Consider the following 26,725-nt stretch of genomic DNA (forward strand, 5'->3'; position numbering starts at 1 on the left):
AGTGTCCCCTATTCCCGGATCACCCTTGCGCCGGCGGCGGCACGGGCGGAACGGGTCCAGTCGGCCGGGCGGGCGGCACCGGCGCGCGGCGGGCGGCGGCCTGGGCGGAGGCGGCGCTCTCGCCAAAGGTGGCTTTCGCGATCTCGCCGATACCGGCCAGCGATCCCAGAATGCTCACCGCTTCGATCGGCAGCATGATGATCTTCTGGTTCGGCGAATCCGCCAGTTGCCCGAACGCCTTGATGTATTTGTCGGCGATAAAATAATTCAGCGCCGCGACGTCACCCTTGGCGATCGCTTCGGAAACCATCTGCGTCGCCTTGGCCTCGGCTTCAGCGGAACGCTCGCGCGCTTCGGCGTCGCGGAACGCGGCTTCGCGGCGGCCCTCAGCCTGCAGGATCTGGCCTTGCTTGGCGCCTTCCGCACGCAGAATTTCCGATTGGCGCTGGCCTTCGGCCTGCAGAATGTCGGCGCGTTTGACGCGCTCGGCCTTCATCTGGCGTCCCATCGCCTCCACCAGATCGGCGGGCGGCACGATGTCCTTGATCTCGATGCGGTTGACCTTGAGGCCCCATGGCGAGACAGCGGCATCGACCACGCGCAGCAATCGCTCATTGATCTCGTCGCGATGCGACAGCACCTGATCGAGATCCATCGCGCCCATCACCGAGCGGATATTGGTCATCGTCAGCACGATGATCGCCTGTTCGAGATTGGAAACCTCGTAGCTCGCCTTGGCGGCATCGAACACCTGAAAGAACGCGACGCCGTCCGCCGTCACGGTGGCGTTATCCTTGGTAATCACTTCCTGTTCGGGAATGCTGATCACCTGCTCCATCATGTTCATCTTGCGGCCGATGCGATCGAAATAGGGGATGATGATGTTCAGCCCCGGCGCCAGCGTGCGGGTGAATTTGCCGAACCGCTCGACGGTCCAGGCAAAGCCCTGCGGTACCGTCTTGATGCCGGCAAACAGCGTGAAAATAATCAGCAGAACCAGTGCAATTGCGAAAATATCAAAGCCGGTCATAAATCCTCCAAGGCGAGACGAACAGCGCCTCGCACCAATTCCCGATCAGAAGCTACGGGCACCTTATTTGTCGGCGGAGCCGTAGCGCCGGTTCAGCCGGCCGTTTCTTGTTATCACTAGCTATGTACTGGTTTTACGGCCGCCAGACGGCTCTTGAACCAACACTGCAAGTGGCTCGCCGGCCTGAGGAAAACGCTCCCTACGCACTTGGATGAATATTATTCGATGACCTCGTCGGCGGTCGCCAGCAGTGCCGGCGAGAACGTCACACCGAGTGTCCTGGCGGTTTTGAGATTGATCGCGAGTTCGAATTTGGTCGGGTTCTGCACGGGAAGATCGCCCGGCTTTTCACCCTTTAGAATACGATCGATGTAACCTGCCGCACGGCGGATGATATCGCTGTTGTCGGTGCCGTAGGACATCAGCCCGCCATCGGCGACGAAGGCGCGATTCCAGTAGATCGCCGGCAGACCCGCTTGTGCCGCGGAGGCCAGGATCGACGCACGGTTGGTCATCGTGAAGAAGTCGGACAAAACCAAAAGCGCCGTGTTCTTTTCCGCCGATAGCGCTGCGACCGTTGGCGCAATCCCGGCGGCGTCACGCAACGGGACCGCCCGAATGTTCACGGCCAGCGTCGGAGCCGCTGCGTGCAGGGTGCGCATCATGATCTCGGCGAACGGCGCGGTCGAGGGATTGTAGAGCACGGCGACATGCGCGGCCGATGGCGTGATCTGCGTCAGCATCTCGAGCCACTTGCCGGCCATCGGGCCGTCATAATCGGTAAACCCCGTGACATTGCCGCCGGGGTGCGCGAGACCTGAGATAAGACCCTGGTCGATCGGATCGGTAACGACTGCAAACACGATCGGGATGGTATTGGTTCGCCGCCGCAAGGCCGCGACGCATGGTGTGCCTACCGCCAACAGAACGTCCGGCGCGGACGCGATGAGTTCGTCTGCGGAGCGTTCGATCAGCGCAATGTCGCCATTGCCGTCGCGCCAGTCGATGCGCAGATTGGCGCCTTCCTGCCAGTCGAGCGCCGCCAGGCTTTGCTTCAGGACCGCGGCTCGTCCCGTCGAGACGGGATCATGGGGCGCGGTGACGGTCAGCGTACCGAGCCGCCGCACGCCCGCGCGCGGCTGCTGCTGCGCCCGCGATCCAACCGGCAAGGTCGCGCTCAAGGTGGCCCCAACCGTAAGGCCGAAAAACTCACGCCGCCGCAGGACCGATCCCGATTTCAGCGGCGCCGCGGTCATATCCAGCCCTGAAGCTCGCGCAGAACCAATTGGCGGATCACATCCATGCCGGGGTCGCTGTCGTTCAGACAGGGGATCGCGGCGAATTGCTCGCCGCCATTATGCGTGAAGATCTCGGCATTTTCCTGCGCGATCTCTTCCAGCGTTTCCAGGCAATCGGCGGAGAAGCCCGGCGTGACGACAGCGATACGCCGCACGCCATCTTTCGCCAGTTGAGCGATGGTCTTGTCGGTGTAGGGCTGCAGCCATTCGTCGAAGCCGAAGCGCGACTGAAAGGTCAGTATCAGCTTTGCGGCGTCGAGACCCATCTGCTTGCGTAATGCGTCCGTGGTCGCGACACATTGCGCCTGATAGGGATCGCCCTGGTCGATATATTTCTGCGGCATGCCGTGGAACGAAGCCACGATCAGTTCCGGCACAAACGGCAGGCTTTTGATATGCGCGTCGATCGAGACCGCCAGCGCCTCGATATAGCTGGGGTCCTCGTAATAAGGCGGCGTCACCCGCAGCGTCGGCTGCGCGCGCTTTTCACTGAGTACGCGAAACACCTCGTCACACACGGTCGCGGAGGTCGCAGCCGAATATTGCGGGTAGAGCGGCACCACCAGCAGACGGTCGCAGCCCTGCGCCATCAGGGCATCGATCCGTGAGCGGATCGACGGATTGCCGTAGCGCATCGCCCAATCGACCACGACGTGGTCATGATCCGAGATGGAGACGGCCAGCTTTTCGGACTGCGCGCGCGTGATGGTCTTGAGCGGGGATTCGTTCTTCTCAGTATTCCAGATTTTCAGGTAGTCGCGCGCCTTGCGGCGGGGACGGGTGTTCAGGATGACGCCGTTGAGCGCCAACTTCCACAACAGCCCCTGATTTTCGATCACCCGGGGATCGGACAGGAACTCCTTCAGGTAAACCCGAACCCCCCTGGTATCGGCGGTATCGGGGGTGCCGAGATTGACCAGGAGGACGCCGACTCGCTCCGGTTTCGCCTCGGCGGCGACCCTTGCGTTTTCGATGGAAACGACATTTGTCATGATGGCTTTGGCTTCGCGCGTTGGACCAACCTTGTCAAGATAATGGGTGTTTCGCTACTGTCACCCATCCGGGCGGGACATTGAGGTCACGCCCCAACAATAAGACCGCGCGTCGAGGGAAACCATGACCGTCGCCGAATACTGCGTTTTCGGAACACTGGTGCTTTATTTGCTGACCATCGTCCCGATCAAATGGATCGGATTCCGCCGCTACGATAATTCAAGACCGCGCGATCCCGCATTTTATGACGATCCGCTACGCGCCCGCGCACTGGGCGCGCATCAGAACGGCATCGAGGCCTTTCCATTCTTCGCCGTCGCGGTGCTGCTGGCGGAATTCCGGGCGGCGCCGCAGAACCTGATCAATGAACTCTCCGTGCTGTTTCTGATCGTGCGGATCGCCTATGTCTTCACCTATCTCGGCGATCGCCCCCGGCTGCGATCGATCCTGTGGAACATCGGCTTCGCGATCAACATCGCGATCTTCTTTCTACCGATGCTTCGGCAGTTTTGGCCGGGATAGAGCGTGATCGAAGTCGCATCATAGTAGTGGGCAAAGGCGCGGCGCACCGTGCCCACCATTCTCAAATGGTCGCTCCCGAAATGGTGGGCACGCGGAGCCTGTCATCGGGCGCGCATTCGCGCGACCCGGTGGCTTTGCCCACCCTAGGATTCCCGCGACTCCAGCGCAGTGAATTGAACATCTCTAAACATTACGCTCATCCCTTCCTAACCATGACTTCGCCCTGAAAAGCACGCGCAACTTAAATTGGGTGTATTTTTGGCCAATGCTCGCGCACAACGCGCAACCGTTCCCGTAATTCTACGGAACAACCAGCGAAACGCGCTTCGTGGAACTCGCGCCCTGAAAGCGCGCGCCTAATTCTTTAACGCTTGAAAACTAGCCTGAGAGCGGCAATGAGCCCCACTCGCAGGACCTCCGCGATCATGGTCAGTCCGGACATACCGGTGAAAAACGAACGGGTCGAACACGGCTCAACCCGCATCCTCGCGACATGGGGAATCGCGGGATTCATCGCCATTGCCTGCGCGGTGCTGATCGGATTGGCGGCTTCTCACATCATCAGCCAGCGTTCGGATATCCTGGCTGACAGCCGCAAGGACACGGCCAATCTTACCAGCTCGCTGATCCAGCATGCCGAGCTTACCTTTCGAACCGCCGATGCCGTTTTGATCGGTGTCGTGGAAAGGCTCGAGCATGAGCCTCTCGATTCCGTGGCGCGCGAGCGGCTGAGGGCCTGGTTCACACAGGAAATCCAGCACTCGTCCCAGTTTATCAGTTTTGCGATCATCGACGCCGAAGGCGCCATGACCGTCAATGCTCACGGCGAGACCGATCCCGGCCAATTCTCCGACCGTGAATTTTTCATCTATCACCGTACCCATGACGACCGTGAACTTCACATCGGAACCCCCTTTCGGGGCCGTCGCACCGAGGGCTGGATCATTCCGGCGACGCGGCGCGTCAATCGCGCCGACGGCAGCTTTGGCGGCGTCGCCGTTGCCGCAATCAATCCGAAATATTTTCAGGATTTCTACGACCGGCTTGAACTCGGGAAAAACGGCGCGGTTCTGCTCGCATCATCGATGAACAAGACTCTGCTGGTACGGCGGCCGTTTGTCGAGGCGAATATCGGCCGCGACATGACGCACAGCGGCTTGTTTGCGCAATTGAAAAAAGCGTCCGTTGGAAGCGCCGAGATCACGGCATCGATCGACGGCATCCGGCGCCTCAACAGTTACGAACAGGGGCATGTGTATCCCATTGTCGTGACCGTCGCCCAGGATGTGGAAGAGCTGATGGCGCCCTGGCGGCAAAGCGCCATACGGCAAATGACACAAGCGATCGCGATCGCCATTTTCATCATGCTGATGGGAGGATTCGTCTGGCGCGCAACGCGAACTCTCGCTGCGAATTCGCTCAAGCTGAGTGAGACAAACGCCCGCTTCGACGCCGCAGTGACCAACATGTCGAACGGCCTCACCATGTTCGATGCCGACAGCAGACTGATGGTCTGGAATGAAAAATACCTCGAGCTTTACGGCCTGTCGCCTGATGTTGTCAGGTCGGGCGCCAGCGTCCGATCGATCGTCGAACATCGCCGTCAGGCCGGCCAACTCGATCTCGACGTCGAGACTTATGTCGGTGAACTTGAGCAGACGCTGAAGGATACCGGCAGGAGTATGTCTACATCCCGGCTCAACAACGGGAAAACCGTCTCCCTGACGAGCACCGCGATAACGGGCGGCGGATGGGTGGCGATGCATGAAGACATCACCGGCCGCGTCCAGCACGAGGAAGCGATGTTTCAGCAAGCCGCCGAACTGGCGCGGACCAACATGCGATTTAACGCCGCCCTGAGCAATATGATGCAAGGGCTGTGCATGTTCGACGGTCAGAGGCAGCTTGTCGTCTGGAACGATCGTTTTGCGGAATTGTACCAGGTACCGCCGCACTTGCTGAAAGTCGGAACGCCCTATGAAGACATCATCATCGATCGCATCTCCCGTGGCGTGCTGAAGGGTGAAACCAGCGCATCCGCCGTCAAGACCAGAGTTGCCGAGATGACCGCGCTTTCATCCGATTGCACCAGGATCGATGAACTGGCCGACGGACGGTTTGTGCTCCTGACGCGCCAGCCGATGGAAGGGGGCGGCTGGCTCGCCATTTTCGAGGACATCACCGAGCGGCGGCGCGCGGAGGCCGAGATCGTTCACCTCGCCCGTCACGACGTTCTGACGGGACTTGCCAATCGCGCCGAGTTCAACGCCAAGCTGGAGGAAGCGAGCAAGCGCCTGAAGCAGAACGACAGCACCGTCACGGTCATGATGCTTGACCTCGATAAATTCAAGGCCGTCAACGATACGCTCGGCCATCCAGCCGGCGATCGACTGTTGATCGAAGTCGGGCGGCGCCTGCAGTCCACTGTGCGGGAAACCGACGTACTGGCGCGCCTCGGCGGCGACGAATTCGCCATCATCCAGGAGAGCAGCGCCGATCAGCACGAAGGCGCGATCACGCTCGCGCTGCGAATCATAAATGCCATCGCCCAGCCGTTCGATCTGAACGGCCATGAGGCCAGCATCGGCACCAGCATCGGGATTGCGCTGGCGCCGGAAAACGGCGTTGAGCCCGAAGAACTCCTGAAGAGCGCCGATCTTGCGCTCTACGATGCCAAAGCCAATGGCAGAAATGATTTCCGCCTCTATCACCCGACCATGCTGGAGGTGGCCCATACGCAGCAGTCGGCCGAAGGCGAACTGCGAAACGCCATCGCGCGGGAAGAATTCGAGCTGCACTATCAGCCCGTAGTGGATGTCAAAACGCGACGGCTCTGCGGCGTTGAGGCGCTGGTCCGGTGGCGTCACCCGGTCAAGGGCCTGATTGCGCCGGACCAGTTTATTCCGCTCGCGGAATCAACCGGCCTGATCGTGCCGCTCGGCGACTGGGTTCTGCAGCGGGCTTGCGCGGATGCGGCGCCGTGGCCCGCGCACATCAAGCTGGCCGTCAATATCTCGGCAGTTCAATTCAAGCGGGGAAATCTTTTCGACGTCATCTTGTGCACCCTGGTCGAGACCGGCCTTGCGCCGGAGCGGCTTGAGCTGGAAATCACCGAAACCTCGCTTCTTGAAAACCAGGAAACGCATCTGGCGACCATTCGCCAGCTCAAGAATCTCGGAATAACCATCGCGCTCGATGATTTCGGCACCGGATATTCCTCTGTGACCTACCTGACCAGTTTTCCGTTCGACAAGATCAAGATCGACAAAAGCTTCACCCAGGGCGCGCTCACGCGCCGCGATTGCGCCGCGGTGGTGTCCTCGGTGCTCGCCCTTGCCCACGGGCTCGGCATGATAACGACGGTCGAGGGGATCGAGACCGGCGAGCAATTGAAATACATGCACGAGGCCGGAGTCGATCTTGCGCAAGGCTATCTGTTCGGCCGGCCCGTTCCGCTCTCTCAACTCGACCTGAACCCTGCAACCCTGCCCAATGAGATGGTGGCATAGCCGCCACAACGCCGCTGTTCGGGTATTGAAAATGAACCTGCAAATCAATCTGCAATCCAATTTGCAAAGCAATCTGATCGACCAGCTCGAGGACGTGTTGGCCAGCAAGGACGTGTCGCGGCGCGCCGATATCCTGCGAAAGGTGACTGATCTGTTCGTGCTCGGATCAGGCAATTTTTCCGAAGATCAGGTCGAGCTGTTCGACAACGTCATGGGCAAGTTGCTCGAAAACATTGAACGTGCCGCCCGCGCCCGGTTCGGAAGCCGCATTGCCAGGCTTTTGGACGCTCCACGCAACGTCGTTCGCGTCCTCGCGTCAGATAGAGCAGTTGAGGTTGCCGGACCAATTCTCCGGCACTGTGAACGGCTTGACCAGGATGCGCTGGTTGAGAATGCCAAAACACAAAGCCAGGGTCATTTGCTGGCGATATCCGGCCGCAAGGTGCTGGTCGAAGCGGTGACGGACGTCTTGGTGGAGCGAGGCAATGAACTCGTTGTTTCCAGCACCGCAAAGAACAGCGGCGCGCGGTTCTCGGATTTCGGCATCTCCACCCTGGTCAGGAAAGCGCGCGACGACGGAGACCTTGCCCGGTGCGTCTGGTCGCGCCCTGACATTCCACGTCAGGACCTGCTCAAATTGTTCATGGACGCATCGGAGGCCGTAAAGAGCCAGCTGATGGAGGCGGATCCCCGAAAGGCCGAGCTGATCAAATCCATGGTCGCCAGGGCCACGGATGAGATACAGGCCAAGTCGCGCGCAGGCTCACACGATTTCGCGCGAGCCCTTTCTTATGTGAGCGCCCTTCACGAAGCCGGGAAACTGGACGAAGCACAATTGCTCGCATTCACCGGTGACGGGAGCTTCGACAGAGTGGTCGCGTCGCTATCCCTGATGTGCGACCTTCCGATCGGGCTGGTGGAACGCGCGTTCGTCCAGAACCAGACCGAACAAATTCTCGTCCTCGCAAGGGCGATCGACATTTCCTGGGCGACAACCGAGTCCCTCCTGCTGTTAAATGCCGGCGCGAACGGCAGCTCCCGGCAGCAACTCGATCACTGCTTCATCAGCTTCTCCCGGCTTCAACCAAAGACCGCACAAACCGCGCTTCAGTTTTATCGCATGAGAGAGAAGGCAAACGGATCGAAGGTGTGACGTCATCCCTTAAAACCCGACGGGCCCTACCGCGCCGACCCAGCGGCTGACCCTGGATGGGTCGGCTTCGTCCATGTAGAAGAAGTGCACCATCGACGGCCTCTTGGGCGTGACGGCGGGATCATCGAATGTCATACCGACCTTGCCGTGGAAGATCTTGAGCTGCGGGCTATCCCAGAATTCGACCACCTCGTGATAGGCAGTGAATCCGGTATCGATAAAGGCGCGCAGATTATTGCGGATCGTCTCCCGGCCATGCCAGTCGGCAACGCCGAGGTTGCACACCGCATTCTCGGCAAAGCAGTCAAAGCCCTTGCCGAAGGTCTTCTCGTCGATCTCTTTCCACATATCGAGCAACCATTGCGGCGCCGCCATTTTGGTGAAAGTTCTCGTCGTCATGATGTTCTCCTGAGATTTGTTGCTGCCAGTGCACTCTGGCGGCGGGAATACGCGACGCGACACAGGCCGCGGGGCCGGCTTGTTTTCGGCTCATCCGCGCTTCCCTGAAGCAATGTAGGCGCGCGCATCTTGGCGGAAGTGCCAAAGAGCCCTCGCTTCCCGCCAACCTTAGCCGGCGGCGGGAACTTCGATGCCGAGCTTGGCCGCGACGCGCCGCGCGGTCGCTTCCCGCCGCGCCGTGATCGCGGCGGCCGACTGCCGCGTCTGCGCAAGCACCGCGGCTGGCGCGGTTTCCGGCGTGCCGCTGTTGAAGGGCGGTTCCGGCGCATAGGCCATATAGAGCTGAATGGACTGCGCCACCTCGTCGCCGCGCAGGATCGACGCCAGGCGCAAGGCGCCGTCGATTCCCGCGGTGACGCCGGCGGCGAACACCCAGTCCCCGTCGATCACAACCCGTTCGTTGACGGGAATGGCGCCGAAGAACGGCAGCAGGTGAAACGACGCCCAATGCGTTGTCGCGCGCCTGCCCCGCAGCAGACCCGCCGCGCCGAACAGGAGCGCACCGGTGCATACCGAGAAGACGCTGTGGGCGCCCCCGGCCTGCTTTCGAATCCAGTCGAGGACTTCGACGTCTTCCATCAAGGCTTCCTGGCCGAAACCGCCAGGTACATGCAAAACATCAAGTGGCGGCGCATCGGCCAGCACCGCATCCGGCGTCAGCCGCAATCCCTTGAGATCGCGCACAGGCTCGGTGGTCTTGCCATAGATGCGATAGGTCGAGTTGGGAATCCGCGACAGAACTTCAAATGGTCCTGTCAGGTCGATCTGGTCGATGCCCTCGAATAACAGCGAGCCGATTTGCAGGTGGGTGTCATGCGGGACCATGGGGATCTCCGGTGTGAGTAAAAGCGATGGACAGACAAAACCTATCCGGGCATGCTCTGGCGGAAATGCCAAAGACCCCTCGTTCTCCGCCAAACCAGATTCGTGTCATCGAGGTGCTGGCCTATCCGGCCGTGCAATTGCTCGACGTCACCGGACCGCTCCAGGTCTTCGCCACCGCCAACGATCACGTTGCGCAGGCCGGAGGCATGCCACCTTACGTGCTTCGGGTGATCGCGAAAGGAGGGCAAAGCGTCACGGCCTCGGCCGGCCTTGGGATTACCGCCGGTCCCCTGCCACGCCGCGGTACGGCCTTGGACACGCTGTTGATCGCCGGCGGCCCCGGCGTCGATGCGGCGGCGGCAGACCCGGAACTGGTCAAATGGATCGGCGAGCGGGCCGGCAAAGCAAGGCGCGTCGCCTCGGTTTGCACCGGCGCGTTCCTGCTGGCGGCGTCAGGCGTACTGGACGGACGGCGCGCGGCGACCCATTGGTCGTGCTGCGCGGAACTGGCCCGGCGATTCCCCAAAGTGCGCGTCGAGGCCGATCCGATTTTCGTGCGCGATGGTTCGGTCTGGACCTCGGCCGGCGTGACGGCAGGTATCGATCTGGCACTGGCCTTCGTGGAAGAGGATCTGGGACGCACCATTGCGCTCGCCGTCGCGCGCTACCTGGTGGTCTTCCTCAAGCGTCCCGGCGGGCAGGCGCAGTTCAGCACGGCTTTGTCGCTGCAGGCGGCCGAGGATAAATTCGGCGCGCTGCATGACTGGATCGCCAAACATCTCGCCGACGATATCTCGCTGCCTGCGCTGGCACGCCAGGCCGGGATGAGCGAGCGAAGCTTCAGCCGCCGCTATGCCGAGGCCACCGGGCTGACCCCGGTCCATGCGGTAGAGCGGCTGCGCATCGAAGCCGCGCGGCGGCTGTTGTCGGAATCACGACTGCCGGTGAAACGCATCTCGCAGCGCTGCGGCTTCGGCTCGGAAGAAACCATGCGCCGCAGCTTCCTGCGCCTGCTGGCGACCACGCCGCAAGACTATCGCAGCCGGTTCAGTGCTTAACTAGCGCTTCTTAAACCGGGCTGATTGTACTAGATTGCGGCTCGATTTCGGTCCCGAAGCGAATTGTCTGCAGGCGAGAGCAGCATGCGCGTGGTCACCTCGGATTTGCGGGAAGCGATTGCGGCGGTCAGCGGCGTATACTGTCCGCACGACGTCAAGGTGCTCGAAAGCAACCGCGGAATTGACGCGGTACTCGAAGCACATCCCGGTTCGCGTCAGCAGATCGTCAGCCTGCGCTATTCGGCGCCGGTGAAAATCGACGCCGGCCGGTTCGAAAACCTGCTGCTGTTCATGACCTGCGTGGACGGTTCGGCGAAGGCCTCGCAAGGCAGGCATTCCGTCCATTGGCAGAAAGGCAAAACGCTCCCGCTGTCACCGAACCTGCCAAGCCAGTTGATGTTCGACCGGCGCTTCTGGCAGAACTCGATCCGCCTCGACAAGGCCTTTGTCGAGGACTTTTGTTCCCGGCTCTTGAACCGGCCGATCGATCAGCCGATCCGGTTTGAGCTGACGCCCTTTAGCCAGCCGCTCGAACTGGCGTGGCAGCAGGCGGTTCAAACCATGCAATTCGTCCAGTCGGCCGAGTTGTTTCCGTCGTCGACGGCGCTGCGACGGCTTGAGGAGTTCATGGCCGCCTTGATCCTCGAATCTCATCCGCACAATTATTCGGAGCTGTTGAGGAACGAAACGGCGTCGACCGATCCGCGCGTCGTCCGTGAAGCCGAGCGCTTGATGAAATCGGCGGGGCCGGACATCTCGATCGGCGAAATCGCCAGCGAACTTCGCGTTAGCCTGAGAAGTCTTGAGATTGGATTCCGCGAGGCTCGCAATATGACGCCCACGCAGGTGCATCGCCAATTCCGCCTTGAGGCTGCGCGGCAGGCGCTGCTTGACCCGACGGAAACCACGACGGTCACTTCGGTGGCCGTTAGCTTCGGTTTCCTGCATCTGGCACGCTTTAGCCAGTATTATCAGTCGATGTTCAACGAAGCTCCAAGTCACACGCTGCGACGTAGCAAGACAACAAGCCGCGGCTGATTGCGTAAACCTGCCGGGTTTTAATCGTTCGAAAAGTGGATAGTCCGGCGGTTAGCGGATAGCGCGCTTATTCGCTGAACCTATCGTCCTTCCATTCCTCCATGCGGAGGCCGCCAACAGGAAGGACGACAACGATGTCTTCTCAACAACACCTGCCTCAAACCCTGACCACGATGGAGGCCTGCTTTACCCTTCACGAAGGCAAGGAAATTCAGGAAGAGTTTTGGCGCCATCAGCAGCGGATGGGACCGATCGCGGCCGCCGCGCCCGGATTCATTTCCGTCATTGGGGGCCCTATACAGCGGTCCCATTGGCTTTATTTTTGCGGGAAGTGGGAATCTCCTGGCTTAATGGACCAATGGCAGTCCGATTCAAAGCACAGGCCAATGCAGGATGCGGCTCATGCCAGATGGTTCTCGTCGATCTATATCCGCAAATGGCGGCTGCCGGAGGCCGGCGAGCCAATGACCGGGCCGCTGTTTTGCGAGATCGCGATCACGCGGCAAACGCCGATCGAAGCCGGCGAAGTCGACAAGATCATGGACGGGATCGTCGGCCCCTCGGTGCAGAAATTTGGTGTGCTCCCGTTCGAGACCCTGACCGGCGTTTTTGAAAAACAGCCCTATCAATTTGTGGGCCCGCTGCAGGAGTTTCCGGCGCTAGCGCCGGCGCGCTATCTGTTGATCACACATTGGCCGAGCAACGACGCGCTGCAGGCATGGCTGAACTCGGGCGTGATCAAGGCTCTTTCGCAATATGGCGAGCTCACCACCAACGTCTCGATTTCGATCAAGCACGATCCGGGCGAACGCAAATTCATGAGAAAAGATGGCCTGCAACGCGAGGCCGTCCACGCCTGACCAGATGCGGGAACTCGCACGGCCTTGTCCCAGCCGTGCGTGGCCTCGCGTCCCGAGCCCTACGGGCAATCCACCAAAATCTTGTTGGCGAACATCGCGCCGTAATTCGCATTGCCGCCGTCCGCGAACCCCTGTTCGCCGAGCGTTTTGGCGTTGGCCGTGCCGTCATTCGGCCGCTGGAATTTCATCTGGCAGGCGCCGGGGGCGCCGACCAGTCTGACCGGATCGGTGTCGGCGAATTTGAAGTCGATGAAGAATTCCGGATCGAACACGTCCAGCGTCAGCGCCTTGGCCTTCACCGGCGTCTTGAGCGGCAGCGTGAAGTGCAGCGTCAGCAGGCTGTCATTGTATTCCAGGAAGTAGTCGACCGGCTCCTCGAATTTTTCCTTCTTGCCGTCCGCTTTGGCAAAACTGAAGAAGCCGAATTCCTTCAGCGATTCGACATTGGTCTGCGCCAGCGGCGCCAGTTCTTCGTGGCTGTAGACGCCCTTCACCTTGGTATCGAGCCCCTGCAGCGCATAGGTCGAGAACATGTCGTCGAAAGTCCAGGCGTGCCGTACGCCGGTGATCGACCCATCGGGCGCGTAGATCAGTTCGCTCTTGGCGGTGATCCAGACATGCGGATGCGCCTGCGCTGCGTTCGTGCCTGCTAGCACGCTGGCCAGCAGCAGCAAACTCCAGAACAGGCGCATCGCCAAAGCCATCTCAGGCCGCTTCCGGGGTCTCGAGCAAGCCGCGGCGGCGCAGCAGCGCGTCGGGCTCCGGCTCGCGGCCGCGGAAGGCGACATAGGCATCTTCCGGATCGCGCGAGCCGCCCGACGAATAGATGTCGTCATGCAGCCGCTTGGCGACCGCCGGATCGAAGATGTTGCCGGCCTCTTCAAAGGCGCCGAACGCATCGGCGTCCATCACCTCGGACCACATGTAGCTGTAATAGCCCGAAGCATAATGATCGCCGGAGAAGATATGGCCGAAATGCTGCGGCCGGTGCCGCAGCGAGATTTCCGCCGGCATTCCGATTTTTTCCAGTTCGGCTTTCTCAAACGCTCGCACGTCGCGGCTGGCGGCCGCCGGCTGAGTATGGAATTCGAGATCGATCAGCCCGGAAGCAACGAATTCAACCGTGGCAAAACCCTGGTTGAATTTGCGCGCGTTGAGAAAACGCTTCAGCAGATCGTCCGGCAACGGCTCACCGGTCTGATAATGCCGGGCGAACTGCCGCAGCACCTGCGGCTGCTCCTGCCAGTGCTCGTACAACTGCGAGGGCAGTTCGACGAAATCAGTGAACACGCTGGTGCCGGACAGCGAGGGATAGGTCACGTTGGACAGCATCCCGTGCAAGCCGTGGCCGAATTCGTGAAAGAGCGTGCGGGCGTCGTCCGGCGACAACAATGAAGGCTGGCCGTCCGCCCCCTTGGTGAAATTGCAGATATTCAGGACCAGCGGCGCGATATCACCGTCGAGCTTCTGCTGGTCGCGCAGCGAGGTCATCCAGGCGCCGGAGCGCTTCGAGGGACGGGCGAAGTAGTCGCCATAGAACAGCGCCTGGTGCTTGCCCGCGCTGTCCTTGACTTCCCAGACCCGGACGTCCGGATGCCAGACCGGGATATCCTTGCGCTCGCTGAACGTAACGCCGAACAAGCGGGTCGCGCAGTCGAACGCAGCCTCGATCATGTGATCGAGCGAGAGATAGGGCTTGATCGCGGCGTCGTCGAAATTGGCCCGGACCTGCCGCAGTTTTTCGGCGTAGTACCGCCAGTCCCACGGCGCCAGCGCGAAATTGCCGCCTTCTTCCGCCACCAGCGCCTGCAAATCGTCGCGATCGGCGAGCGCCCGGGCCCGCGCCGGCTTCCAGACCCGCTCCAGGAGCCCGCGTACCGCCTCAGGCGTCTTGGCCATGGAATCCTCAAGCCGGTAGGCCGCGAAGGTCGGGAAGCCCAGGAGCTTCGCGCTCTCCTCGCGCAGGCTCAAAATCTCGACGATGATCTCGTTGTTGTCGTTGGCGTTGCCATTGTCGCCGCGGGCGACGAAGGCCTTGAAGACCTTCTCGCGCAGGTCGCGGCGGCCGGCGGTGCGCAGGAACGGATCCACAAACGACCGCGACAGCGTCATCACGGTCTTGCCGGGCATGCCCCGCTCCTCGGCCGCCGCCTTGGCGGCTGCGATGAAGCTTTCCGAGAGGCCGTCGAGATCAGCCTCGCCGAGCTCCAGGAACCATTCCTGCTCGTCGCCGAGCAGATGATGGCTGAACGCCGTGCCGAGATGAGCGAGCCGTTCGTTGATCTCGGCCATCCGCGTCTTTGCGGCTTCGTCGAGCCCCGCGCCGGCGCGGTGGAAGCGGGTATAAGTACGGTCCAGCAGCCGCGCTTGCTCGGAGGTCAGGCTCAGCGTGGCGCGGTTGTCGTGCAACAGCGCGATCCGGCCGAACAGCACGGCGTTCATCATGATCGGGTTCCAGTGCCGCGCCATCCGCAGCGACACTTCCTTGTCGATCTCCAGCAGCGCCGGATTCGAGTTCGCCGACACCAGGTCGTAGAACACCGCCGAGACCTTGGAGAGCAGCTTGCCCGAGCGCTCCAGCGCGGTGATCGTGTTGGCGAAATCGGGCGTCGCCGGGTCATGGGTGATCGCGGCGATCTCGGCCGAATGGTCGGCAAAGGCCTGCTCGAAGGCCGGCAGGAAGTGTTCGGGCGCGATCTCCGCAAAAGGCGGCGTCTCGAACGGCGTCTGCCAGGCCTTCAGCAGCGGGTTGGGCTGGGATGGCGAAACGGCCGCTGTTTCCGAGGTTTCTGACATGGCAATTCCCGTTGGCGTGCTGGATGATGGAACGACGCTATATCACGCGATCGGGCTTTTTTGGGCCTTTTGCGCTTGATAGCGGGGGGCTTTTCGGAGAGATTGCGCCCCGTCAACAGGACAGAAAACATGAGCTTGCAGCCCTCCCCGACCGGTGCCCGCCAGATCGTCTGGCCGAGCGTGGTGACCGTGCTCAGTGCGGCGATTCTGATCGGCGCCGAAGTGTTCGGCGCAGCCTTCGCCGGCGGCTGGGCGCTCGCGATCCTGTTCGGTCTCGACGACACGGGCGCGCATGTTCTGCAGGCCATCCTGTTTGCGCTTGGCGTCTTCATCATGATCGCGTTCATCCGCGCGGCCCAACGCGTCGAGCCGTTCACGCGCCGCGCCTGAGCCACGCGCGCGACAAAGCCCTGCGCCGCAGGCCTTAGATGCTCACACCTCGTTAAACAAACTTAACGTCTGTTCACTTTCACACCGCTCGCGACGTCGTTGGCGGGCTCCGTGCGCGACGCTGAAACGTGGTGTTAGGGAAATTTGCCCGTAACCTAAAAAAATTGTTGCGAAGCCGAGTCAAAACCCCTATTTGCACTCTTGCCCAATTTCGCACGTGCCTGTGGTCGTGTGTCAGTCGGTAGGTATCCGGACAAGAGGCCGGACAGCCGCCAAGGGGATGAAGAACCGAGGGTCGCTCAAGTCACGTTCGATTTGAGAGTCCAGCATCTCTCTCAAGAGATGCCGTTGAAGGTCTCTTCGCTCCTTGCAACCGTGACTGGCAGCCGGAGGCGAACCGGCGCACCTCGTTCTCAACGGGGGACGCGACTTAAAGCAACGACGGATCGGGCTTTTTTGGTCTCTGCCGGCTTTCCACCAGCCGGCGCGAATACCGAAGAGGCTTGTCCTTCATTGCCAGGTGTGCGGGCGGGATCCTTCCCAACCAATCCACGGCAGCACAGTTCGGTCTGAGTTTTTTGGCTCGTTGCGCCTCCATCGCGCACACGGGCCGGAGCGCTCTGATCCGAGATCATTTTTGAACGTGTCCCCGTCGCTGGGACCGTTTGGAGGGTGCTACTATGACTGAACGTATTCAGGAATTCCTGCGCAACCGCCGCAACGAAGGCCAGGACGTCGAGCCGTGCCTCGTCGTCGACCTCGAAGTCGTGCGCGACAATTATCAGACCTTCTCGAAGGCTTTGCCCGACAGCCGCGTGTTCTATGCGGTGAAGGCAAACCCGGCGCCGGAAGTGCTGTCGCTGCTGGCCTCGATGGGCTCGTGCTTCGATTGCGCGTCAGTCGTCGAAATCCAGATGGCGCTGGCCGCCGGTGCGTCTCCCGATCGCGTGTCCTATGGCAACACGATCAAGAAGGAGCGCGATATCGCACGCGCCTTCGAGCTCGGGATTCGCCTGTTCTCGGTCGATTGCAGCGCCGAAGTCGAAAAGATCTCCCGTGCCGCGCCCGGCGCCAAGGTGTTCTGCCGCATTCTCTATGATTGCGCTGGCGCCGAATGGCCGCTGTCGCGCAAGTTCGGCTGCGATCCGGAGATGGCGGTCGAAGTGCTCGACCTCGCCAAGCGCCTTGGCTTGGAGCCCTATGGAATCTCGTTCCATGTCGGCTCTCAGCAGCGCAAGGTGAAGGCGTGGGACCGCGCGCTGGCGATGGCTTCGACGGTGTTTCGCGACTGTGCCGAGCGGGGCATCAACCTGTCCATGGTCAACATGGGCGGCGGATTCCCGACCAAGTACCTCAAGGACGTTCCTCCGGTCGTGCAGTACGGCCGGTCGATCTTCCGCGCGCTGCGCAAGCATTTCGGCAACCAGATCCCGGAAACCATCATCGAACCGGGACGCGGCATGGTCGGCAATGCGGGCGTCATCGAAACCGAAGTCGTTCTGATCTCCAAGAAGAGCGACGAGGACGAGGTGCGCTGGGTGTACCTGGACATCGGCAAGTTCGGCGGTCTCGCCGAGACGATGGACGAGTCGATCCGCTACGCCATCCGCACTCCGCATGACGGTGCGGACATGACGCCGTGCGTGCTCGCAGGCCCGACTTGCGATTCCGCCGACGTGATGTACGAGAAGATGCCGTACCCGCTCCCGGTGACGCTCGAGATCGGCGACAAGCTGCTGATCGAAGGCACCGGCGCGTATACGTCGACCTACTCGTCGGTGGCATTCAACGGCTTCCCGCCGCTGCGGACCTACCACATCTAAAGACCTCGCTTGAGGCTTTGATAACCGGGAGCCGGTTTGCCGGCTCCCATCTCCTTCATATGCATATTTGCTGACAACGCTCCGCGGCTTCACTGCCGTTGGAGTGAGGACTGACGTGCCATGACTGCTTTGCGGAAGACCCCCGTTGCCCTTATCTCCGTCGCCGCTCCGTTCGTGATCCGTGCGGAACGTGCCTCGGACGTCGTTGCGCGTGAAGCGCTGCTGGATGCCTGCTTTGGCGTAAACCGCCATATGCGCACCTGCCAGCGCCTGCGCGATGGACGCGCGCCCGCCGAAGGCCTTGCCCTCTCGGTCGTGCGCAAAGGCAACCTGGTCGGAACCGTGCGGTTGTGGCACGTCAGCGCCGGGGGCGTCCCGGCGCTGGTGCTCGGCCCGCTGGCGGTCGATTCGTCATGCCGCCAGCTCGGCGTCGGCGCGGCCTTGATGAATCACGCGCTGGCCGCCGCCAAGGCGCTCGGCCATGGCGCCGTGATCCTGCTCGGCGACGCGCCTTATTACGCCCGCTTCGGCTTCTCCAGCCGCAAGACCGGCGAATTGTCGCTGCCCGGCCCGTTCGAGCGCGAGCGGCTGCTCGGCCTCGAACTGCGCGATGGCGCGCTCGACGGCGCCTCGGGCATGATCGTTGCCGATGGGGCTTTGCTGCCAAAGACCGGAACCGCCCGTGCGAAGAAGACACGGCTGGTTCCGCGCGCCGCCTGAAACGCTCCTTCGTCCTGCGATAGCCAGAACCCGCGCCGGCCTTTAAGAAGGCCCACGGAACCGCGGAAAATTCTTATTTGAGCATGATCTTTTCGGAAAACCGGTTCCCACTTTTCCGGATCATGCTGTAGATCGAGGCCCCGATGACACGCCGTCTCATTTCCACCGGATCGCCGTTCGAGAAGACCGCCGGCTACAGCCGCGCCGTCGTCGACGGCGATTTCGCCTTCGTGGCCGGCACCACCGGCTATGATTACGCCACCATGACGCTGCCGGCGGATGTCACGAGCCAGACACGAAACTGCTTCAAGACCATCGAAGCCACGCTGAAAGATGGCGGTTTTGCCATGGCGGACATCGTCCGCGCGACCTATTACGTCACGTCGGCCGGGGATGCCGATGCGGTATTTGCGGTCTGCGGTGAAAAGCTTGGCGATATCAGGCCGGCGGCAACCCTTCTCGTGGTCGCGGCACTCCTGAAGCCCGAGATGAAGATCGAGATCGAAGTGACCGCCAAACGAAATTCCGCCTGATCCCCCTTACCCTGATCCCTGCGCACCCTCGGCGCATCCTTAAATTCCGGAGACTTAATCCATGTCCGATCATCCCGTTCACGCCAAGATTACCGGCCCCATTGTCATGATCGGCTTCGGCTCGATCGGCAAAGGCACGCTGCCTTTGATCGAACGGCATTTCGAATACGACAAATCGCGCTTCGTCATCATCGATCCGCACGAGGACGGCGAGATCGCGAAAGAGCACGGCGTACGCTTCATCAAGCAGGCCGTCACCAAGGACAATTATCACGAAGTGCTGGTGCCGCTGTTGACCGCCGGCGGCGGCCAGGGCTTTTGCGTCAACCTGTCGGTGGACACCTCCTCGGTCGACATCATGACGATGTGCCGCGAGATCGGCGCGCTTTACATCGACACCGTCGTGGAGCCGTGGCTCGGCTTCTACTTTGATAAGAACATCGGTCCCGAAAAGCGCTCGAACTACGCGCTGCGCGAGACGCTTTTGGCGGCCAAGCACAGGAGCCCGGGCGGTCCGACCGCGGTCTCTACCTGCGGCGCCAATCCCGGCATGGTGTCCTGGTTCGTCAAGCAGGCGCTGCTCGACATCGCGCGCGACACCAACACCCCCTACAACGAGCCGAAGAGCCGAGAAGGCTGGGGCCAGCTCGCCCACAAGCTCGGCGTCAAGGGCATCCATATCGCCGAGCGCGACACCCAGCGATCCAAGAAGCCGAAGCCGATGAACGTGTTCGTCAACACCTGGTCGGTCGAGGGCTTCGTGTCCGAGGGCATGCAGCCGGCCGAACTGGGCTGGGGCACCCACGAAACATGGATGCCGGACAACGGCCGCGCCCATACCGAGGGCTGCGGTGCTGCGATCTATCTGCTGCAACCTGGCGCCAACACCCGCGTGCGCTCCTGGTGCCCGACCCCGGGTGCGCAATACGGTTTCCTGGTCACTCACAATGAGTCGATTTCGATCGCCGATTATTTCACGGTGCGCGACGGCCAGAAGGTGATCTACCGCCCGACCTGCCACTATGCCTATCACCCCGCCAACGACGCGGTGCTGTCGCTGCACGAAATGTTCGGCGCGACCGGCAAGATGCAGCCGAAATGGCACATTTTGGATGAAAACGAGATCGAGGACGGCATCGACGAACTCGGCGTCTTGATCTATGGCCACGGCAAGAACGCCTATTGGTACGGCTCGCAGCTCTCGATCGAGGAAACCCGCAAGATCGCGCCCTATCAGAACGCCACCGGCATGCAGGTGTCGTCGGCAGTGCTGGCCGGCATGGTATGGGCGCTGGAAAATCCCACCGCCGGAATCGTCGAAGCCGACGAGCTGGATTTCCGCCGCTGCCTCGAAATCCAGACGCCGTATCTCGGCCCGGTCAAAGGCTATTACACCGACTGGACGCCGCTCTCCGACCGGCCCGGATTGTTCCCGGAAGACATCGATACGTCGGATCCGTGGCAATTTCGGAATGTGCTGGTGCGGTGAGGACCATGCCACGTCATTCCGGGGCGATGCGGAGCATCGAACCCGGAATCTAGAGATCGTTTGCGATCTTTTCCCTTATATCGAGATTCCGGGTTCGCGCTCACGCGCGCCCCGGAATGACGGTACCCTTCCCGCATCACTCCCCGACTCTGCGCGTAGCCATCAACCAGCCGCGCGTATCGTCAGGCTTACCCGCCACAAAGTCGACCAGCACCCTTCGACACCGGATGAGCCCGTTCAGACCGAAACAGGGCTCCAGCTCAAACTCGTAATCTTTGGCTGACGGGTCGAGCCCATAAAAGGGAGTCCGTTCGGGGCGCTCCGGCGCGCGCCGAAGTAGCAGGCCCAGGATAACATTCTGATGGCTGAAGCCACTCAGTTGAAGGTCGATGATATCTTCGAGGGCAAAGGTAATGACGGCATGCTTATCGAGGACGAAGCGGCCGCGATCATCTATCTCGCTCGTGATATTCCAGGCATGAATGACCAGCATGCTCGGGGCTCGGCGGCGCAAGCCAAAACTCACGATTTCCGCATTATGAAAATCTGGTACCTGACCGAACCACGCAATGAGATTAGAGCCACCGGGGATGCTGGCGTAAACTGTCTCGGCTTCGTTCATGTTCCGCAGAAGAACAATCCCGCTTGGCCGGTCAAGCAAGTCCAATTCTGATGGTTAGCCAAACGTCGCCAGGCGAGATTCTTTAATGCGCCATCGGGGATCAGGAATTCGCACTCACGCGCGACCGATTGAGGGGGATCTAGTCCCAGCGCAAAGCTCATTTTGTCATACGCGGGCTTGACCCGCGTATCCATCACTAAAAAGATGGATCACCGGGTCAAGCCCGGTGATGACGGTCTGAGAACAATCGTCACTTCGCCAGATAATCGAACGCGACGCTCCCAAGGCCCAAGGTCAAATCTGCCTTGAAATGCAGCGCCGAGAGCACTTCGCGCACCGGCAACCGGGCGACGTCGGCCAGCGCATGCGGAAACAGGCCAAGCGCGGCGGGACCGGTCCACGCCTCTTTCAGGGTGATGTCCTCAAGGCTGAAGCGGACCAATTCGCAGATCCGCGGGCTGCCGTCGACATGTGGAATGATCTTCAGAATGAAGTTCGGCGCCTTCATGCTTTTCAGCACGGTGTCGTGATCGACATAGCGGTGCTTGTAGCCCATGGTCGCGGAGGCGCAGAGCACCGAGCCGTAATGCAGCGTGCCCACCAGCACGTCGCTCTCGACCTCGATCTTCGGAGTCGCGCGTTTTTTTGGAAATCCCCAGAGCTCGCGGCCACCAGCGATCGGCGCATCGTCGTCGAGATACATCGCGTGGGTATAGGCGCCCTCTTCACCGTTGAAGCGGACCGGGATCACCTGCCCGGTTTCGGTGTAGTCGCCGAAGCCGGTGGAATCGGGCATCCGGATGAATTCATATTTCACTACGGAATCCGTGATCTCGAGCGGCTCCGGCACCACGGCGGCGAGCGCTTCCGGATCGGTGCGGTAGGTGATGACGAAATATTCGCGATTATAAAAACGATAGGGTCCCGGCGGGAACGAAGGGTTGGTAAGCGGCATCGAATAGGCGTTGCGCCTGACGTCGTCGATCTTCATTGACCTGCCCTCATCTGTTCATCCGCGCAACCGCGCGCTCGATGGCGCAGAGTATGCGACAGCCGGTGGGAACAATCGAGGCCGTAAAATCGGCAGGTAGGATCAAATCATTGTTGGAAGTTGCGCAGAGCTGCGATCCTCATCCTGAGGAGCGCGCTCTTGCGCGCGTCTCGAAGGATGGAGGCAACATTCGGACTCGCGGCCATCCTTCGTGACGCGGCAAAGCCGCTCCTCAGGATGAGGGCTGAATGTCCAGCGCGACCCCTACTTTTCCTTGATCGGCGGCGCGATTTTTTCCGCCGGAGCCGGGGGCAATGACGGCGCGGTCCCGGTAGTCTGTCCCGCTGCACCGGGTTGCGCGGGCTGGGGTGAAACCTCGGTGGGCCGCGCGCCGGTCGGGGCCGGATCGGCCGGCGCCGACGGCCTGGTTTCCGCACCCGGCGAAGACTGCAGCGGCTGCGTGGCCTGTGCGACCTGTGAATTGGCGATCTGAGAACCGCGCGCCGAAAGCTGGGTCAACGAAAGACCCGAGATGACCAGCCCCGACGCGATGATCACCGCAGCGAGCCAGAAATCCCTGGTGGCGTTTTTCCCGTTATCCCTGAGCATATTGTTCACCGCGAAGTTGTTCGCGATATCAACTGTCACCGGGGTTTATCGTTCCCTGAGGAAATTCAGGCACGGTTGTCCTGCGCGGAAATGTTCCCGTCCTGACGCACCATTTTTACAGCGCCAGCAGCCCAGCGTCGCCCTCTTCGTCGGCGAAGGCCAGCAGCGTGCCTTTAGCGTTCCAGGCCAGTGCCGATACCGGCGCGGTGCCGTTTTTGCGCACCAGAATTTCAGCACCGTCCTGCAGCCGCACCATCAGGATGGTGCCGTCGCTGTAGCCCGCCGCAAAAATATCCTGCTTCGGATGACAGGCGACCATGGACGCGCGCGCCTGCAGCGGCGCCAGCATCGCGGGCTCCTTGCCCATCGGCCCGTCCTTGCTGGCGAACGGCCACAGGATGACGCTGTCAGCCCCTGAGGTGGCCAGTGCTTTGCCGCCGGCGCTCCACGACATCGACCGGACGCGCCCGGGATAACCGGTCATGCGCATGTGCCGGCTATCGGCGAGGCGCCAGCCATGCAGCGCTGGCTCGTGCATCGCAGTGACCAGAAACTTGTTGTCGGGGCTGAACACCACACCGAGATGCGAGCCCGCCCATTCCAGCACTTCCGCCGACCCGACCATGTTGGGAAACCACAGCGTCACGCCGTTGTAATGGGCGATAGCCAGCCGCAGCCCCTTGGGTGCAAACACCAGGCCCCCGACTGTCGAGGGCACCTCGAAAGATTTGTCCTCGCCTTTGCCGGTGTGGACAAAGGCGGTCTTGCCCACCGACCACGCCACGACGCCATCGGGATGCAACGCGACATTGTCGATCCAGCGCCGCTTGGCGTCGGTCGCGAGCAGCACAACTTCGCCTTTGGCGTTGAGCGAAACCAGCTTTCCGTCATCGCCGCCCAGGACAATACGCCCACTGTCGGCGGCTGCGCACAGGATGCCGCCGCCGTGGACGGACACGCGGGAGATATCTCCCTGCCCGCTGACCATCGCGACGCTTTCCTCAGCGCCGACAAAGGCCGCGGTGTCACCAAGGAAGTGCACCGAAGTGACGGCCATTCCGATTGCGACCGGAACCACCTTGTCGGTGACGGAAATGATGGAGGCGGCCTCGCCCGGATCGAACTCTTTCATCACGTGGTGATACAGCTTTCGAACCCGTCGCGGATGGTCTGCTCCGGCAGTTCACGGCCGATGAAGACCAGACGGCTCTCGCGCGCCTCGCCGTCTTTCCAGGCCCGCTGATGATCGCCCTCGAGCATCATATGAACGCCCTGGAAAACATAACGCTCGTCATCGTCGGTGAAAGCCAAAATACCCTTCGAGCGCAAAATCTTCTGGCCCTCGACGGCGACGAGGTTTTGCAGCCAGGGCATGAATTTGGAGGGATCGAGCAGCTTGTCGGTGCGCAGCGACAGCGATTGCATGTCCTCGTCATGATAATGCTTCAGGCCACCATGGTTGTGGCCGTGATCGTGGCCATGATGATGGTCATGGTCGTGATGATCGTGGTCGTCGCCGGCCTCGAGAAATTCCGGCTCGATCTCCAGAATGCGATCGAGATCGAACGCGCCGCGCTCCAGCACGTCCGACAACGCAACCTGACAACGTTCGGTCCGGTGCAGCTTGGCATAGGGATTGATGCCGCGAATTCGCGCTTCGACTTCGGCGAGTTCGGCCTTCGAGACGAGGTCGGTCTTGTTGAGCACAATGACGTCGGCAAACGCGATCTGGTTCTTGGCTTCCGGCGCGTCCTTGAGCCGGTCGCTCAGCCATTTCGCATCGGCCACGGTCACGACTGCATCGAGCCGCGCGTTCTTCTGCACGTCCTCATCGACAAAGAAGGTCTGCGCCACCGGCGCCGGATCGGCGAGCCCGGTCGTCTCGACGATGATCGCGTCGAATTTGCCTTTACGTTTCATCAGCCCGTCGAGGATGCGCACGAGGTCGCCGCGCACGGTGCAGCAGACGCAGCCATTGTTCATCTCGAAGACTTCTTCGTCGGCGCCGATGATCAGGTCATTGTCGATGCCGATTTCGCCGAATTCATTGACGATCACTGCGTATTTCTTGCCGTGGTTTTCCGACAGGATGCGGTTCAAAAGCGTGGTTTTGCCGGCGCCGAGATAGCCCGTCAGCACGGTCACGGGAATTTTTGAAGACGTCAGATCTGGCATATCTACTCCGGAACAGTATCGCGGGCGCCGGCAGCAGGGAGGGCCCCTGCCCTGGAAAGAAGGCTCCTGCCTAGTTCGCCAGCGCGCTCGTCAGGGCCTTTATATTGTGCCTGACCATGTCAATGTAAGTGGGGGCAACGCCCTTTTCGTCCGTCAGGGCGTCAGAATAGAGCGTTCCGCCGACCTTGGCGCCGGTCTCGGCCGAGATCCGGCGCATCAGCCGGTCATCGCTGATATTCTCGAGAAAAACCGCCGGAATCCCCGATTTTTTGACTTGGGTAATGATCTTCGCAATGTCCCGGGCGCTCACCTCGGATTCGGTGGAAACCCCGAGCGGAGCGATAAACTCGATGCCATAGCCGGCGGCGAAATAGCCGAAGGCGTCATGGGTGGATATCACCTTGCGGCGGCCTGGCGGAATTTGCGCGATGGCTTGCCGCACCTCGCGGTCGAGCCCGTCGAGTTTTGTCAGGTAGTTTTCCGCATTGGCCTTGAAGGCCCCGGCGTCCGCCGGATCGGCAGCCATCAGCGCGTCGCGGATATTGGCGACGTAGATTTTAGCATTGGCGACGGATTGCCAGGCATGCGGATCGGCGTCAGAGCCCAATTTGAGCGGCGCGATGCCCTGGGTTGCCGTGACGATCGAGGCCTTGCTGCCGGAGGCCTGCAGCAGCCGCGGCAGCCAGCCTTCGAGACCGAAACCGTTGATCACCAGAAGCTTCGCATCCGCGATGGTCTTGGCGTCCGCCGGCGCCGGCGTATAGACGTGGACGTCGCCATCGGGGCCCACCAAAGAGGTGACGCTGACGCGCTCACCGCCGACATTGCGGACGAAATCACCCAGGATCGAAAAGCTGGTGACGACGTTGAGGCGGTCTTGCGCGCGCGCGGGCGATAGCGTCGCCGACACCACGAGCGCCAGAAGAATGAGCCAGGCCTTAGGTCGCCGCATGTACTCGCCCCTATGCTTCGAGATGACGGCCGGGGAACATCTGCCGGATCACGCCGCTGACGCTGCCGAACAATACCGAGGCCATGTACAAAAGCGCCGCCACCAGAATGATCGCGGGGCCCGACGGCACCTTGGTCTGAAACGACAGCACCAAACCAGCATAGCCAGACACAATGGCGCTCACGACCGCGATGCAGATCATGCCGGTGATATCGCGCGACCAGAACCGCGCGATGCCCGCCGGCAAGATCATCAGCCCCACCGCCAGCAAGGTGCCAAGCGCCTGGAAGCCGTTGACGAGATTGACCACCACCAATGCCAGAAACGCCAGATGCGCGGGCGCACCGGCGCGGCTGACGGTGCGCAGGAACAGCGGATCGACGCTTTCGATCACCAGCGGGCGATAGATTACCGCCAGCACGATCAGTGTGATGGTGGCGTTGCACGCGATCATCAGCAGGGTCGGGTTATCCATCGCCAGGATGTTTCCGAACAGCACATGCAGTAGATCGATATTGGTGCCTTTGATAGAGACGATGGTCACGCCCAGCGCCAATGACGCCAGATAGAATGTCGCCAGCGAGGCATCTTCCTTGAGTTCGGTGGCACGCGCGACTACGCCGGAGAGAATCGCGACCGTAAAGCCCGCGATCAAACCGCCGGCCGTCATCGCGAACAGATTGAGGCCCGACAGCAGGAAACCGATCGCGGCCCCCGGCAGGATCGCATGCGCCATCGCATCGCCAACCAGGCTCATCCGCCGCAGCATCAGGAACACACCGATCGGGGCGCCGCCCAGCGCCAGTGCGATCACGGCGGCCAGCGCCCGGCGCATGAATTCGAATTCGGTAAAAGGCGCGATCAGCGCATCATAGATCAT

The 26,725-nt window shown here is 61.3% G+C and carries 25 protein-coding genes; 12 read left to right on the forward strand and 13 right to left on the reverse strand.

Going from position 1 to position 26,725, the window contains the following annotated elements; translation table 11 throughout:
- Positions 1 to 19: 19 nt before the first annotated feature.
- The 3 genes from HB676_RS23290 to hemH all read right to left on the reverse strand — a co-directional run bounded on the left by HB676_RS23290 (position 20) and on the right by hemH (position 3,320).
- Positions 20 to 1,030 carry an SPFH domain-containing protein gene (locus tag HB676_RS23290; protein WP_213740731.1) on the reverse strand — a complete coding sequence of 337 codons (1,011 nt, stop codon included), beginning with the start codon at positions 1,028 to 1,030 and terminating at the stop codon, positions 20 to 22.
- A 218-nt stretch (positions 1,031 to 1,248) separates the two neighbouring features.
- The gene (locus tag HB676_RS23295) at positions 1,249 to 2,286 is read right to left on the reverse strand and encodes an ABC transporter substrate-binding protein (protein WP_213740733.1); all 1,038 of its coding nucleotides are present in this window, start codon (positions 2,284 to 2,286) and stop codon (positions 1,249 to 1,251) included.
- Entirely contained in the window at positions 2,283 to 3,320 is a 1,038-nt protein-coding gene (hemH, locus tag HB676_RS23300) for a ferrochelatase (protein ID WP_213740735.1), read from the reverse strand. The genes HB676_RS23295 and hemH overlap by 4 nt, the downstream gene beginning before the upstream one ends.
- A gap of 124 nt (positions 3,321 to 3,444) precedes the next feature.
- Here hemH and HB676_RS23305 point away from each other — a divergent pair, with 124 nt between their 5' ends.
- The 3 genes from HB676_RS23305 (at position 3,445) to HB676_RS23315 (ending at position 8,505) form a co-directional block, all read left to right on the forward strand.
- Positions 3,445 to 3,843 (forward strand): MAPEG family protein, encoded by a 399-nt coding sequence (locus HB676_RS23305; protein ID WP_213740737.1) that lies wholly within the window; start codon positions 3,445 to 3,447, stop codon positions 3,841 to 3,843.
- Positions 3,844 to 4,238: 395 nt separating this feature from the next.
- Complete coding sequence (locus HB676_RS23310) at positions 4,239 to 7,352, forward strand: EAL domain-containing protein (protein WP_213740739.1); 3,114 nt, start codon at positions 4,239 to 4,241, stop codon at positions 7,350 to 7,352.
- Between the two features lie 31 nt (positions 7,353 to 7,383).
- Positions 7,384 to 8,505: a DUF2336 domain-containing protein gene (locus HB676_RS23315; RefSeq protein ID WP_249780421.1), complete on the forward strand. Its 1,122-nt coding sequence runs from the start codon at positions 7,384 to 7,386 to the stop codon at positions 8,503 to 8,505.
- Positions 8,506 to 8,514: 9 nt separating this feature from the next.
- Here the strand turns inward: HB676_RS23315 and HB676_RS23320 are convergent, their stop codons facing one another.
- Together HB676_RS23320 and HB676_RS23325 are read right to left on the reverse strand one after the other, a co-directional pair.
- The gene (locus HB676_RS23320) at positions 8,515 to 8,904 is read right to left on the reverse strand and encodes a nuclear transport factor 2 family protein (protein WP_213740741.1); all 390 of its coding nucleotides are present in this window, start codon (positions 8,902 to 8,904) and stop codon (positions 8,515 to 8,517) included.
- Between the two features lie 168 nt (positions 8,905 to 9,072).
- Positions 9,073 to 9,789, reverse strand: a complete 717-nt coding sequence (locus HB676_RS23325; RefSeq protein ID WP_213740743.1) for a DJ-1/PfpI family protein — start codon at positions 9,787 to 9,789, stop codon at positions 9,073 to 9,075.
- A 65-nt stretch (positions 9,790 to 9,854) separates the two neighbouring features.
- Between HB676_RS23325 and HB676_RS23330 the strand changes: the two genes are divergently transcribed.
- From HB676_RS23330 to HB676_RS23340, 3 genes are all read left to right on the forward strand, one after another.
- Positions 9,855 to 10,847: a GlxA family transcriptional regulator gene (locus tag HB676_RS23330; protein WP_213740887.1), complete on the forward strand. Its 993-nt coding sequence runs from the start codon at positions 9,855 to 9,857 to the stop codon at positions 10,845 to 10,847.
- 84 nt (positions 10,848 to 10,931) lie between these two features.
- Positions 10,932 to 11,885 carry an AraC family transcriptional regulator gene (locus tag HB676_RS23335; protein ID WP_213740752.1) on the forward strand — a complete coding sequence of 318 codons (954 nt, stop codon included), beginning with the start codon at positions 10,932 to 10,934 and terminating at the stop codon, positions 11,883 to 11,885.
- 386 nt (positions 11,886 to 12,271) lie between these two features.
- Positions 12,272 to 12,745 carry a hypothetical protein gene (locus HB676_RS23340; RefSeq protein ID WP_213740754.1) on the forward strand — a complete coding sequence of 158 codons (474 nt, stop codon included), beginning with the start codon at positions 12,272 to 12,274 and terminating at the stop codon, positions 12,743 to 12,745.
- A gap of 59 nt (positions 12,746 to 12,804) precedes the next feature.
- Here HB676_RS23340 and HB676_RS23345 read toward each other — a convergent pair whose 3' ends face one another.
- Entirely contained in the window at positions 12,805 to 13,437 is a 633-nt protein-coding gene (locus HB676_RS23345; RefSeq protein ID WP_249780431.1) for a DUF1007 family protein, read from the reverse strand.
- A gap of 13 nt (positions 13,438 to 13,450) precedes the next feature.
- Positions 13,451 to 15,541, reverse strand: a complete 2,091-nt coding sequence (locus HB676_RS23350) for a M3 family metallopeptidase (RefSeq protein ID WP_213740758.1) — start codon at positions 15,539 to 15,541, stop codon at positions 13,451 to 13,453.
- Positions 15,542 to 15,670: 129 nt separating this feature from the next.
- Here HB676_RS23350 and HB676_RS23355 point away from each other — a divergent pair, with 129 nt between their 5' ends.
- The 6 genes from HB676_RS23355 (at position 15,671) to HB676_RS23380 (ending at position 21,169) form a co-directional block, all read left to right on the forward strand.
- On the forward strand, positions 15,671 to 15,931 hold the full coding sequence (locus HB676_RS23355) for a hypothetical protein (RefSeq protein WP_213740760.1): 261 nt from the start codon (positions 15,671 to 15,673) through the stop codon (positions 15,929 to 15,931).
- A gap of 680 nt (positions 15,932 to 16,611) precedes the next feature.
- A complete protein-coding gene (locus HB676_RS23360; protein WP_213740762.1) occupies positions 16,612 to 17,754 on the forward strand; it encodes a type III PLP-dependent enzyme in 1,143 nt (380 codons plus the stop codon).
- A 120-nt stretch (positions 17,755 to 17,874) separates the two neighbouring features.
- A complete protein-coding gene (locus tag HB676_RS23365) occupies positions 17,875 to 18,474 on the forward strand; it encodes an N-acetyltransferase (protein ID WP_213740764.1) in 600 nt (199 codons plus the stop codon).
- Between the two features lie 143 nt (positions 18,475 to 18,617).
- Positions 18,618 to 19,007, forward strand: a complete 390-nt coding sequence (locus tag HB676_RS23370) for a RidA family protein (protein ID WP_213740766.1) — start codon at positions 18,618 to 18,620, stop codon at positions 19,005 to 19,007.
- A gap of 61 nt (positions 19,008 to 19,068) precedes the next feature.
- The gene (locus tag HB676_RS23375; protein ID WP_213740768.1) at positions 19,069 to 20,496 is read left to right on the forward strand and encodes a homospermidine synthase; all 1,428 of its coding nucleotides are present in this window, start codon (positions 19,069 to 19,071) and stop codon (positions 20,494 to 20,496) included.
- A gap of 361 nt (positions 20,497 to 20,857) precedes the next feature.
- Entirely contained in the window at positions 20,858 to 21,169 is a 312-nt protein-coding gene (locus tag HB676_RS23380) for a hypothetical protein (RefSeq protein WP_213740770.1), read from the forward strand.
- Positions 21,170 to 21,368: 199 nt separating this feature from the next.
- Here the strand turns inward: HB676_RS23380 and HB676_RS23385 are convergent, their stop codons facing one another.
- The 6 genes from HB676_RS23385 to HB676_RS23410 form a co-directional block, all read right to left on the reverse strand.
- Positions 21,369 to 22,109 (reverse strand): acetoacetate decarboxylase, encoded by a 741-nt coding sequence (locus HB676_RS23385; protein WP_213740772.1) that lies wholly within the window; start codon positions 22,107 to 22,109, stop codon positions 21,369 to 21,371.
- Positions 22,110 to 22,373: 264 nt separating this feature from the next.
- Complete coding sequence (locus tag HB676_RS23390) at positions 22,374 to 22,757, reverse strand: hypothetical protein (RefSeq protein ID WP_346347408.1); 384 nt, start codon at positions 22,755 to 22,757, stop codon at positions 22,374 to 22,376.
- A 76-nt stretch (positions 22,758 to 22,833) separates the two neighbouring features.
- The gene (locus HB676_RS23395) at positions 22,834 to 23,850 is read right to left on the reverse strand and encodes a WD40 repeat domain-containing protein (protein WP_213740773.1); all 1,017 of its coding nucleotides are present in this window, start codon (positions 23,848 to 23,850) and stop codon (positions 22,834 to 22,836) included.
- A complete protein-coding gene (locus HB676_RS23400) occupies positions 23,850 to 24,893 on the reverse strand; it encodes a GTP-binding protein (RefSeq protein WP_213740774.1) in 1,044 nt (347 codons plus the stop codon). The genes HB676_RS23395 and HB676_RS23400 overlap by 1 nt, the downstream gene beginning before the upstream one ends.
- Positions 24,894 to 24,963: 70 nt before the next feature.
- Complete coding sequence (locus HB676_RS23405) at positions 24,964 to 25,845, reverse strand: metal ABC transporter substrate-binding protein (RefSeq protein WP_213740775.1); 882 nt, start codon at positions 25,843 to 25,845, stop codon at positions 24,964 to 24,966.
- 10 nt (positions 25,846 to 25,855) lie between these two features.
- Positions 25,856 to 26,725: a metal ABC transporter permease gene (locus tag HB676_RS23410; RefSeq protein WP_213740776.1), complete on the reverse strand. Its 870-nt coding sequence runs from the start codon at positions 26,723 to 26,725 to the stop codon at positions 25,856 to 25,858.

Origin of the sequence: Bradyrhizobium sp. dw_411 (assembly GCF_018449695.1) — a bacterium.
Lineage (GTDB): Bacteria > Pseudomonadota > Alphaproteobacteria > Rhizobiales > Xanthobacteraceae > Bradyrhizobium.

What these genes read in the sequence shown, in the direction of transcription:
- HB676_RS23310 (WP_213740739.1), top strand. Translation starts at nt 4,239, where the DNA reads ATGAGCCCCACTCGCAGGACCTCCGCGATCATGGTCAGTCCGGACATA.
- HB676_RS23320 (WP_213740741.1), bottom strand. Translation starts at nt 8,904, where the DNA reads ATGACGACGAGAACTTTCACCAAAATGGCGGCGCCGCAATGGTTGCTC.
- HB676_RS23295 (WP_213740733.1), bottom strand. Translation starts at nt 2,286, where the DNA reads ATGACCGCGGCGCCGCTGAAATCGGGATCGGTCCTGCGGCGGCGTGAG.
- HB676_RS23395 (WP_213740773.1), bottom strand. Translation starts at nt 23,850, where the DNA reads ATGAAAGAGTTCGATCCGGGCGAGGCCGCCTCCATCATTTCCGTCACC.
- HB676_RS23405 (WP_213740775.1), bottom strand. Translation starts at nt 25,845, where the DNA reads ATGCGGCGACCTAAGGCCTGGCTCATTCTTCTGGCGCTCGTGGTGTCG.
- HB676_RS23380 (WP_213740770.1), top strand. Translation starts at nt 20,858, where the DNA reads ATGGCTGAAGCCACTCAGTTGAAGGTCGATGATATCTTCGAGGGCAAA.
- HB676_RS23355 (WP_213740760.1), top strand. Translation starts at nt 15,671, where the DNA reads ATGAGCTTGCAGCCCTCCCCGACCGGTGCCCGCCAGATCGTCTGGCCG.
- HB676_RS23335 (WP_213740752.1), top strand. Translation starts at nt 10,932, where the DNA reads ATGCGCGTGGTCACCTCGGATTTGCGGGAAGCGATTGCGGCGGTCAGC.
- HB676_RS23315 (WP_249780421.1), top strand. Translation starts at nt 7,384, where the DNA reads ATGAACCTGCAAATCAATCTGCAATCCAATTTGCAAAGCAATCTGATC.
- HB676_RS23385 (WP_213740772.1), bottom strand. Translation starts at nt 22,109, where the DNA reads ATGAAGATCGACGACGTCAGGCGCAACGCCTATTCGATGCCGCTTACC.
- HB676_RS23360 (WP_213740762.1), top strand. Translation starts at nt 16,612, where the DNA reads ATGACTGAACGTATTCAGGAATTCCTGCGCAACCGCCGCAACGAAGGC.
- HB676_RS23290 (WP_213740731.1), bottom strand. Translation starts at nt 1,030, where the DNA reads ATGACCGGCTTTGATATTTTCGCAATTGCACTGGTTCTGCTGATTATT.
- hemH (WP_213740735.1), bottom strand. Translation starts at nt 3,320, where the DNA reads ATGACAAATGTCGTTTCCATCGAAAACGCAAGGGTCGCCGCCGAGGCG.
- HB676_RS23330 (WP_213740887.1), top strand. Translation starts at nt 9,855, where the DNA reads ATGCCAAAGACCCCTCGTTCTCCGCCAAACCAGATTCGTGTCATCGAG.
- HB676_RS23410 (WP_213740776.1), bottom strand. Translation starts at nt 26,725, where the DNA reads ATGATCTATGATGCGCTGATCGCGCCTTTTACCGAATTCGAATTCATG.
- HB676_RS23340 (WP_213740754.1), top strand. Translation starts at nt 12,272, where the DNA reads ATGCAGGATGCGGCTCATGCCAGATGGTTCTCGTCGATCTATATCCGC.
- HB676_RS23370 (WP_213740766.1), top strand. Translation starts at nt 18,618, where the DNA reads ATGACACGCCGTCTCATTTCCACCGGATCGCCGTTCGAGAAGACCGCC.
- HB676_RS23305 (WP_213740737.1), top strand. Translation starts at nt 3,445, where the DNA reads ATGACCGTCGCCGAATACTGCGTTTTCGGAACACTGGTGCTTTATTTG.
- HB676_RS23400 (WP_213740774.1), bottom strand. Translation starts at nt 24,893, where the DNA reads ATGCCAGATCTGACGTCTTCAAAAATTCCCGTGACCGTGCTGACGGGC.
- HB676_RS23350 (WP_213740758.1), bottom strand. Translation starts at nt 15,541, where the DNA reads ATGTCAGAAACCTCGGAAACAGCGGCCGTTTCGCCATCCCAGCCCAAC.
- HB676_RS23375 (WP_213740768.1), top strand. Translation starts at nt 19,069, where the DNA reads ATGTCCGATCATCCCGTTCACGCCAAGATTACCGGCCCCATTGTCATG.
- HB676_RS23365 (WP_213740764.1), top strand. Translation starts at nt 17,875, where the DNA reads ATGACTGCTTTGCGGAAGACCCCCGTTGCCCTTATCTCCGTCGCCGCT.
- HB676_RS23325 (WP_213740743.1), bottom strand. Translation starts at nt 9,789, where the DNA reads ATGGTCCCGCATGACACCCACCTGCAAATCGGCTCGCTGTTATTCGAG.
- HB676_RS23345 (WP_249780431.1), bottom strand. Translation starts at nt 13,437, where the DNA reads ATGCGCCTGTTCTGGAGTTTGCTGCTGCTGGCCAGCGTGCTAGCAGGC.